10 protein-coding genes are annotated in these 9,333 nt (G+C 28.2%); 1 reads left to right on the forward strand and 9 read right to left on the reverse strand.

The window, feature by feature from the left end; all coding sequences use genetic code 11:
* Positions 1-210: 210 nt before the first annotated feature.
* The 9 genes from RGC78_RS15320 to RGC78_RS15360 form a co-directional block, all read right to left on the reverse strand.
* Positions 211-1,137, reverse strand: coding sequence for a 1-phosphofructokinase family hexose kinase (locus RGC78_RS15320; RefSeq protein ID WP_309556911.1), 927 nt, complete (start codon positions 1,135-1,137; stop codon positions 211-213).
* A gap of 262 nt (positions 1,138-1,399) precedes the next feature.
* Positions 1,400-2,257, reverse strand: a complete 858-nt coding sequence (locus RGC78_RS15325; RefSeq protein ID WP_309556912.1) for a tagatose bisphosphate family class II aldolase — start codon at positions 2,255-2,257, stop codon at positions 1,400-1,402.
* 44 nt (positions 2,258-2,301) lie between these two features.
* The gene (locus RGC78_RS15330) at positions 2,302-2,733 is read right to left on the reverse strand and encodes a PTS sugar transporter subunit IIA (protein ID WP_252226605.1); all 432 of its coding nucleotides are present in this window, start codon (positions 2,731-2,733) and stop codon (positions 2,302-2,304) included.
* 174 nt (positions 2,734-2,907) lie between these two features.
* Positions 2,908-4,071 (reverse strand): SIS domain-containing protein, encoded by a 1,164-nt coding sequence (locus RGC78_RS15335; RefSeq protein ID WP_309556913.1) that lies wholly within the window; start codon positions 4,069-4,071, stop codon positions 2,908-2,910.
* A 52-nt stretch (positions 4,072-4,123) separates the two neighbouring features.
* Positions 4,124-4,849, reverse strand: coding sequence for a GntR family transcriptional regulator (locus RGC78_RS15340; RefSeq protein ID WP_252211849.1), 726 nt, complete (start codon positions 4,847-4,849; stop codon positions 4,124-4,126).
* A gap of 216 nt (positions 4,850-5,065) precedes the next feature.
* Entirely contained in the window at positions 5,066-5,914 is an 849-nt protein-coding gene (locus tag RGC78_RS15345; RefSeq protein ID WP_252226607.1) for a PTS system mannose/fructose/sorbose family transporter subunit IID, read from the reverse strand.
* On the reverse strand, positions 5,904-6,671 hold the full coding sequence (gene agaW / locus RGC78_RS15350) for a PTS N-acetylgalactosamine transporter subunit IIC (RefSeq protein WP_252211847.1): 768 nt from the start codon (positions 6,669-6,671) through the stop codon (positions 5,904-5,906). The genes RGC78_RS15345 and agaW overlap by 11 nt, the downstream gene beginning before the upstream one ends.
* Before the next feature lie 59 nt (positions 6,672-6,730).
* On the reverse strand, positions 6,731-7,207 hold the full coding sequence (gene agaV, locus RGC78_RS15355) for a PTS N-acetylgalactosamine transporter subunit IIB (protein ID WP_252211846.1): 477 nt from the start codon (positions 7,205-7,207) through the stop codon (positions 6,731-6,733).
* 139 nt (positions 7,208-7,346) lie between these two features.
* Positions 7,347-7,889 (reverse strand): hypothetical protein, encoded by a 543-nt coding sequence (locus RGC78_RS15360; RefSeq protein WP_309556914.1) that lies wholly within the window; start codon positions 7,887-7,889, stop codon positions 7,347-7,349.
* A 176-nt stretch (positions 7,890-8,065) separates the two neighbouring features.
* Between RGC78_RS15360 and nagA the strand changes: the two genes are divergently transcribed.
* Positions 8,066-9,205 carry an N-acetylglucosamine-6-phosphate deacetylase gene (gene nagA, locus RGC78_RS15365; RefSeq protein ID WP_309556915.1) on the forward strand — a complete coding sequence of 380 codons (1,140 nt, stop codon included), beginning with the start codon at positions 8,066-8,068 and terminating at the stop codon, positions 9,203-9,205.
* Positions 9,206-9,333: the final 128 nt, after the last annotated feature.

Genomic DNA, 9,333 nt, shown 5'->3' on the forward strand with positions numbered 1-9,333 from the left:
ATTTTATATTGGGAGCAAGCTAAAATGGGACTATACTCATTTTAGCATTCCTAAGTTCAATTACTCAGTCCACTTTGCTTATGTATATATCAACACTCTACTAAAACATAGCCTATAATTAAACTATTTTGAATTACTCAGAAACTCTTTTATTTAAGTGCAAAAGTAATTCAATCCATTTTGTATAGTAAAAAATATTTTAACATTACACTATAATTCTTTAACAATAATTTTATTAAATAATTTCTCTACTACATCCTTATTTACAAACCCAGTTTCCTTTTCCATTGCATTTGCAGTTCCACAAGCTGATGCTAATTTTAAAGTATCTATAATATCATAGCCTCTTTCAAGTGCTACTGCTATACCACCAACATATGCATCCCCTGAACCTACAGGATTTATAACTTTTATTTTAGGAATATTTACTTTATAAATTTTATCTTCAAATCCAACAATTGATCCTTCTGCCCCCAATGAAATTGTAATGAAATTTATTCCTTTTTCACTCAAAATCTTTATTTCATTTATAGCATCTTCTTCAGACAAAATCTTTCTACCAGTTAAATCTTCTATCTCATCTTTATTAGGTTTAATAAAATAAGGTTTTGCTTCTATACCTTCTTTTAGGGGTTCACCACTAGCATCTAATAAAAATTTTTTTCCTTTTTTATTAGCATATTCTATTAGCTCTCTATAAAATTTTTTTGGTACATTTTTGGGAAGACTACCTGATGCTACAATTATATTTGCTTTTTCTATTAATTTATTATACTTATTTATAAAATTATTTTTTTCTTCAATTGTAATCTCTGGTCCAGGTTCAAGTATTTCTGTTTGAATAAAATCATCTGTAATAAATGCCAAGCACTCTCTTGTTTCACCACTTATCTTTACAAAATCATTCTTTATTCCATAATACTTAAGCTTCTCTTCAATAAATTCTCCACTCTTTCCTCCAAGAAAACCTGTCGCAACACACTCTTCATTTAATATATTAACTATATTAGCTACATGTAATCCCTTTCCACCTGGAGTATTCTCTACATGCCTAGCCCTCATTACCTTTCCCTTTTGTATATCTGCTATCTCATATCTTTTATCTATAGAAGCATTAAGATTTATAACTAATATCATATTATTTTGCTCCTTTTTAAATAAAATTCATTTATTGGGCCGTATTTTAAATATAAGTTGATATATACAATAGGCAAAGTGGCATTGTAATTTGACTTTGAGAATTCTTAATGAGTATTGTCACATTTATTGCTTGTCCTAATTTTATATTTGGAACAAGCTGAAATGGGACTATACTCATTTTAGTATTCCTAAGTTAAATTACTCTGTCCATCTTTGTTTATGTATATATCAACATTTCACTTAAAACATAGCATACACCTCAATATCTATTGGCACTTCCACAAACTTTTATTTTATTTTCTACTATCTTTTCCATTGCTTCTTTACCTGGAGTCATATACTTTCTCGGATCATTTGCATTAGGATTTTCCTTAAAATATTCTTTTACTGCATCTGAAAATGGTATTTTCAAATCTGTAGCTATATTTACTTTACATATTCCAAGTGAAATTGCTTTTTTCACTAATTCATCAGGAACATCTGATGCACCATGCAATACTAAAGGTACCTGAACTTTACTTCTTATCTCTTTTAATCTTTCAAAATCTAATTTTGCTTTTCCTTTATACAATCCATGTGCTGTTCCTATAGCTACAGCTAAAGAATCTACCCCTGTTCTTTTAACAAATTCTGCTGCGTCCTCTGGATTTGTATACATTGAATCTTTTTCAGATACTATTAAGTCATCTTCTTTTCCACCGAGTTTTCCAAGCTCAGCTTCAACAGTTGTATCATATTCATGTGCATATTCCACGACTTCTTTTACTTTTTCAATATTAACTTCAAAATCTTCTTTAGATGCATCAATCATACATGATCTAAATCCAATATCAATATTCTTTTTTATTTCATCTATATCCTCAAAATGATCCAAATGAATGGCTATTGGTATATCATACTTCCTAGCTGCTACTTCTGCCATTGCTTCTATATAAGCTGCCCCTGCATACTCTATGGTTGATGGTGTTCCTGCTATAATTACAGGTGATCTCATTTTCATTGCTGTATCAACAACTACTTGTAATGTCTCTAGGTTGTGTATATTAAAAGCTGGTACTGCATAACTTTCCTTTTGAGCTTTTAATAACATTTGCTTTGTTGAAAGTATTTTATGCATAAACCTATCTCCTCTCATATAATCTTAATTTAACTTTTTAGCAATTATATTCCATCATCATTTTCCACTGTTTCTTTAATTTTATTTTTCTTATACTCTTTAATTCCTATAGTAGCAGCATTTTTCACCGATTCAACTAATTCGTCCATAGTATAATTATTTCTTGATAAAGATGCCTCCAAAACCATAGGTAAATTCATACCAGAGATAACTTTAATATTCTTATCTTTTCTTTTTTCACTAATAATAACAGATACATTAAAAGGAGAACCCCCTGCTAAATCTGCCAAAATTAATACTTCATCTGTATTAAGATTATCAATTGCATTTTCAATATTTCTCTTTAAAATATCCGATCCTTGTCCACATTCAAAATTCACGCCTATAACTTCTTGTTGTTCTCCAGCAATTAATTTTACTGAGCTAAGTATTCCTTCTGGAAAAAATCCATGTCCAACAATAACCAACCCTATCATTGTTACCCTCCTCATTATCATATTTATCTAATTTATATATTTAAAATCAGTCTCTGTTTAAAAACAATGTTGATATATAGTATAGAGCGAACTGGCATTGGAATTTGCTTTATCTATAATCTCAACATTCACTTAAAATATATGCAAAAATTATATAAATTAAAATCTTAAAAACTAAAAGTTTTCTTTATGAATGTGTACCCCTTTAACAACCCTATTAACAGTCCCATCTGGTCTTGGATTGTCTGGAGATATTTTTAGTTTTATTGAGTTAAATAACCCAAACATTTGTCCAAATAAAATATAATTAAATACTGTATAAATTTCTGGTACACTTGCTCCATTTATTTCAATGCATTTATCACATATAGCTTTTAATTTTTCATTATTTTCATAGCTTATTACTGCAAGTTTATGATTTCCCGAATCATTATATATCTCATTTATTAAATCTAAATCATAAAGATTAGTATATTTATCTGTAGAATTCATAATAATAATTAAAGTCTTATCATTAATTATTGACTTAGGACCATGCCTAAAGCCCATAACAGATTCAAATATTGTTACTATCTTTCCACTTGTAAGTTCTAATCCTTTTAATGCCATTTCCTGAGACAAAGCTTTTAGTATTCCTGAGCCTAAATAAACAACTCTATTACATTCATAATTAACTAAATCACAAACATCATTCCAATTATTTTTGAGAATATCTTCTCCTTGTTCTGACACTAAATCTACAAAAGTTTTATTATTTTCTATATTATCTATATCAAACATTAATATTGTTGCTAGAAGCATACAGCTAAAAGAACTTGTCATAGCAAATCCTTTATCATTTGATTCTGTTGGCATAAACAATACTAAATTATTATTATTTGTAATAGCCTTCTTTGCTAATTCACCTTCTTCATTACAGGTAATTACCACTTGTGATATGTTGGTAATATCTTTTTCAAATAAATCATATGCACCAACGCTTTCTGGTGAATTTCCTGATCTTGCATAGGATATTAAAATAGTTTGAGTATCTTTTTCCATATATTCCTTAGGATTTGATACTAAATCAGTAGTAGCTATAGCTTCAATTCGTGCATTTATTTTACTTCTAAGTTCTAATAAAGCTGTTTGTCCTACATAATCCGAAGTTCCAGCACCTGTTAATATTATTCTTGTATTCGTTGATATATTTTTCTTTAAAAATGATTTAATTTCATCTCTTTTATCATAAATTATCTTATATGTCTCTTTCCATAAATCAGGTTGTTGCATTATTTCTTTTGATGTGTTTATTGCTTTTAATTTTTCTAACTCTTCAACAGTTTTTCCAAAAATCATAATACCCTCCCATACTGGCTATATTGTAATTACCAGTGCATATAAATTTTTACTAATTTTTTAAACATACTCTATATTTAAATTTATCCCCTCTTGCAATACTTACTGTATATTCAATAACTTGCTTATTTTCATATGTTGTTCTTTCAATTTTTAACCCTGGTTCTCCTTGTGATACATCTAAATAAATACTTTCCAATTTATTTATTGAAACACTTTCAAGCACTTCTTCAGCCGATGTTATATGAACTTTAAAATCATTCTTAAAAATTTCATACAGAGGATTTTCCTCTAAATCTTTTTTAGTCATACCATTAAACTTATCATATGGTAAATATGTTACTTCATATATCATTGGAATATCGTCAGCTATTCTTATTCTTGTTATTTTATATACAAGCTCATTTTCTTTTAACTTTAATTTTCTTAATATTTTACTATCAGGTTCTGCAATTTCAAAGTTTAACAATTTTGAAATTGGTTTTTTCCCAAGTTTTCTCATTTCATCAGTAAATGAATAAACTTTTATCAAGTCCTGTTCCACTCTTCTTGATGATATGAAATTCCCTTTTCCGTGAACTTTATATATATATTTTTGCTTTTCTAATTCATCTAATGCCTGTCTTACAGTTGTTCTACTGACACCATATTTATCACAAATTTCTCTTTCTGAATCTAATTGATCATTTTCTTCCATATAATTTTCTATTTGATTAATAAGAATATCCATTAATTGTGCATATAATGGAATTTTAGAACTTTTATCAATTTTATTCATGTGAATATACCTCTTTCAATTCAACCTAATTTTTTCTAATTATAACATACTCTTATTAATTATAGAAACTGATTTTAGTACTCTTTAATGATTGTTATCCCTTTATTTATAATACTTTTATAGATATTTTCTATATCTAACTTAATAACTTCTAAATTTTGGACAGAGCTAATACTCCATCCAAAATTCAGAAATTTATCTATTGAAACTTATCCATTATAATATAGCAAAACCTGTTTTTACTTCTATAAATTTTGCAATTAAACCTAAACAAATTGTAATTGTTATTAATTTAATTGGTGAATATCCCTTCTTTAATAACTTATACATTAAAAATGTATATCCTAAAGCTAACATATTAGGCATTACTTGATCTAAAACGCCTTCTTGTAATTTTATTGCTGAATCACCACTAGCAGATCCTGCTGAAATTACCATTGTTGTCTTTAAATTAACCATTGATGCTATTAATCCACCAACAACTGTTAAACCTAATATTGATGCTGCATGAGATATTTTCTTTGTTTGTTCTTTTAATGAAGAAAGTGCCTTAACTCCTGTCTTATATCCATATTTCATTAAAAAGAACCTTAAAAAGAAATGTAGTGCATTAAACATTACTAGGAAAACTATAGGTCCTGCTACATTTCCCTCCATAGCCATTGATGCACCTATACCAACGCAAATTGGTAATGCTGTTAACCAAAATAATGCATCTCCAATACCACCTAAAGGTCCCATGGTTGCAACCTTTATTGCTCTTATTGTACTTCTGTCTTCTTTATTTTCTTCCATTGCTAGTACTAATCCCATAATGAAAGTTACTAAGAATGGATGAGTATTAAAAAATTCCATATGATCTTTCATTGCTTGGGAAAGGTCTTCTTTATTTGTATGAATTTTCTTTAATCCTGGTATTAATCCATAAAGCCATCCACAACCTTGCATTCTTTCATAGTTAAAAGATGCTTGTAAAAAAAGTGAACGCCAAACCATATGATTTAAATCTTTATTAGTAATTACCTTTTTAGGGGTAGGTTCTTTATATGCTACATTAGATTCCATCTTCATATTCCTCCTCTGCAACTTTTACTACTTTCTTATTACTAGCTGAATAATAATCATATAATGCTATACTTAAGCCAACTAAAGCTAATCCTAAAATTGAAATATGACCGTATGTTACAAATAAGAAACCAATAATAAGAAATGCCATATATTCTTTCTTTAACATGATTTTTAATAACATTGCAAATCCGATTGCTGGCATTACTCCACCTGCTACTTTTAATCCATCAATAAACCATTCAGGTACTGCTCTTACAATCTCTGCTGCTTTGTCTGCACCAAAGAATATTGGTAAAAATGCAATTACAAAGTAGAATACAAATAAGCAAAGCATTCCCATATAATTAATTCTATCTATACCTTTTGTATCTGCATTTTCTGCATAAGTATCTGCCTTATGCATAAAGAATGAAAATAATGTGAAAATAAATGTTATAGCAGCTTGTACAGCTACAGCAAATGGTATTGCTACTCCAACAGCTGCTTGTGGTTCTAATTTACCTAAAATAGCTATACTTGTTCCAATAATACCTCCAATAACTACATTAGGAGGTTGTGCTCCTGCAAGCGGAACCATACCCATAAATACAAGTTCTAATGCGGCTCCAACTATAAGCCCTGTTTTTACATCGCCTAAAATTAAACCAACTACAAGTCCTGTTACTATTGGCCTGTGTATATGAAGTAATCCATCATATAAATCTATACCTGCAATACCTGCCCAAATAGCAATTAATAAAGCTTTAACAAACATAATGTTCCTCCTTCATTAATATATTTTTTGATAATAAAAATATTTTTAATTTTATGGATTTATATGTGTTTATAAATATCTTCATCTATTGCTTCATCAGGTACTCTTCTTATTTCTAGTTGAACTCCTAATTCTTTGAGTCTTCTAAAAGCTTGTCTATCACTTTCGTCTATAAAAACAGTAGAAGAAATTTGTTTCTTTCCTTCACTGAAATGTAAATTACCTATATTTATCTTTTTTATAGGAACTCCTCCCTCAACTAATCTTACTGCATCTTGTGGAGTTCTACATACCAAGAAAATTAATTGTCTTGGTGCTGCTTTGTTTATTATATTTACAGTCTTTTGTATTGAGAAAAACCTTATCCCTATAGTATCTGGAATGACCATCTCCATTAAATTTTGTTGAACAGAATCTTTAGCCACCTCATCATTTGCTACTACAAGTAAATTTGCCCCTAGGTGATTTACCCAAGTAACTCCTACTTGTCCATGTACTAGTCTATTGTCAATTCTAGTCATTAATATGTTTGGCACTTCTCACCCCTCCTATAAATACCAGTTTGTTTTCTAATAATTGGTAATTACCATACTTAAATATTAAACCTTTACAAAAGATGTGTCAACATGTTTAATTATATTATTTTATTTAAATAAATCTATTTTAGAAAAGATTCTAATTACTCTTAAACATAAAAAAATATAACATACTTGTAATTACAGATGAAACCATTACAATAAATATAATACCTATAATATTTAAAATGCTTAATAATACCCAATATATAATACAGCTAATCAAAAACATTAAAATAACTTTTAATATCTCTATAATTCTATGTTTTTCTCTAATTATGTTAAGCATTTGCTTTTCTGATAAATTTTTTTCTTTATATTTTCTATTAAAATAACTACTTATTGTACCAGATAAAAATGTCTTTATAATAAACTCTCCAATAAAAATTACAAACACACTTGCAAAAGACACAATGAATATTTTATAGTTAGAAATGTCAACTGGTAATGTCCAGTTTGCCAATTTTAAGAATAAACCCATAACTATAAGTATACATATAGCTATAGGAGTACTAAATAACATTAATAATAAAGAAACCTTTATGTTTTCCTTTCCGGCACTTTTTAAAGCAAATATATTATAAATATATATTGTTGAAAAAGATAAAACTATTGCTAATAAAATAAAGTTAAAATATTGCATAAAAACCCCCTCCTTTTAAATTAATTATATTTTATTTTTAAAGAATTATAACCTTGTTTTACAATTTATGTAAAATAATTAAATATTAAAGGACTTTTTTATCTTTTTAGGATTCTTATTACATACATATTAAATTTTTTTCAATAATATCTTTAAGTATTTAGGAGGTTTTAAAAATGTTAATTACAAATTGTAACATTATTTATTTAGATAAAATAGAAAAAGGATCTGTTATTATTCAAGATGGTAAGATAAAAAAAATTAATCCCTCTAGTTTTACTAATAATGAGATTAATCAGATTATAGATGCGAAAGGTTTATACCTTTCACCTGGATTTATTGATGCACATATTCATGGCGCTGGTGGATGTGATACGATGGACGGAACAATCGATTCTATAAATACAATTGCAAAAACAATAGCTAAGCATGGTACAACTTCCTTTGTGCCTACTACTATGACTGTTTCAATTAGTGATATTAATAAATCTATGAGAGCTATTAAATTATTAAAAGAAAAAGGTTCAGAAGGTGCTCATGTTTTGGGAGCTCATTTAGAAGGTCCTTTTATAAATCCAAATGCAATTGGAGCTCAAAATCCTGATTACATTTTGCCACCATCAATATTTACTTATGAATCTATGGTTAAGGATTGTGAAGACTCTGTTATTTCACTTACATTAGCACCAGAACTTTCTGGTTCTAATGATTTAATTAAATATCTTTCTGCTAATGGAATTGTATGTTCATTAGGACATACAAAAGCTACTTATGAAGAAACAATACATTCAATTAAATGTGGTGCTACTCATTCAACTCACCTTTATAATGCAATGCCTTTCTTTACTCATAGAAGTCCTGGAATTGTAGGTGCTATATTCGATAGTGATATTAAAACAGAAACTATTTCGGATGGAATTCATATCTCATATCCTGCATTGAGAATTGCTTATAAGCAAAAAGGTACCGATAATGTTTTGTTAATAACTGATGCCATGATGGCATGTTGCATGCCTGATGGAAAATACTATTTAGGTGGACAAGACGTTATTGTTAAAAATGGTGCTGCAAGAGTTAAGTCTGGCTCTCTAGCTGGTTCTGTTTTAACCCTTGATAAAGCTGTTAATAATATCTACAAAAATTCAGATTTACCATTAAATGAAATTGTAAAAATGGCTTCATATAATCCAGCTAAACATTGTAAGATAGCTAATCATAAAGGACTAATTAAGGAAGGTTACGATGCCGATCTAATATTATTCGATGATAATATAAACATAAAGAAAGTGTTTATTTCAGGAAAAGAATTTTATTAAAAGGTATTTTATTTAAAAGAAATTAAAGGCTCTGTTTTAACTATATGTTGATATATGCAATATGTAAGGTGGCATTGTAATTGGACTTTGAGAATTCTTAATGAGTATTGTCCTATTTACTGCTTGTC

The sequence above is a fragment of the Clostridium aquiflavi genome (assembly GCF_031344075.1).
GTDB classification, from domain to species: domain Bacteria; phylum Bacillota; class Clostridia; order Clostridiales; family Clostridiaceae; genus Clostridium; species Clostridium aquiflavi.

Coding starts and splice junctions, on each gene's coding strand:
- RGC78_RS15320 (WP_309556911.1), bottom strand. CDS start 1,137: ATGATATTAGTTATAAATCTTAATGCTTCTATAGATAAAAGATATGAG.
- nagA (WP_309556915.1), top strand. CDS start 8,066: ATGTTAATTACAAATTGTAACATTATTTATTTAGATAAAATAGAAAAA.
- agaW (WP_252211847.1), bottom strand. CDS start 6,671: ATGTTTGTTAAAGCTTTATTAATTGCTATTTGGGCAGGTATTGCAGGT.
- RGC78_RS15330 (WP_252226605.1), bottom strand. CDS start 2,733: ATGATAGGGTTGGTTATTGTTGGACATGGATTTTTTCCAGAAGGAATA.
- RGC78_RS15325 (WP_309556912.1), bottom strand. CDS start 2,257: ATGCATAAAATACTTTCAACAAAGCAAATGTTATTAAAAGCTCAAAAG.
- RGC78_RS15345 (WP_252226607.1), bottom strand. CDS start 5,914: ATGGAATCTAATGTAGCATATAAAGAACCTACCCCTAAAAAGGTAATT.
- RGC78_RS15360 (WP_309556914.1), bottom strand. CDS start 7,889: ATGCAATATTTTAACTTTATTTTATTAGCAATAGTTTTATCTTTTTCA.
- RGC78_RS15335 (WP_309556913.1), bottom strand. CDS start 4,071: ATGATTTTTGGAAAAACTGTTGAAGAGTTAGAAAAATTAAAAGCAATA.
- RGC78_RS15340 (WP_252211849.1), bottom strand. CDS start 4,849: ATGAATAAAATTGATAAAAGTTCTAAAATTCCATTATATGCACAATTA.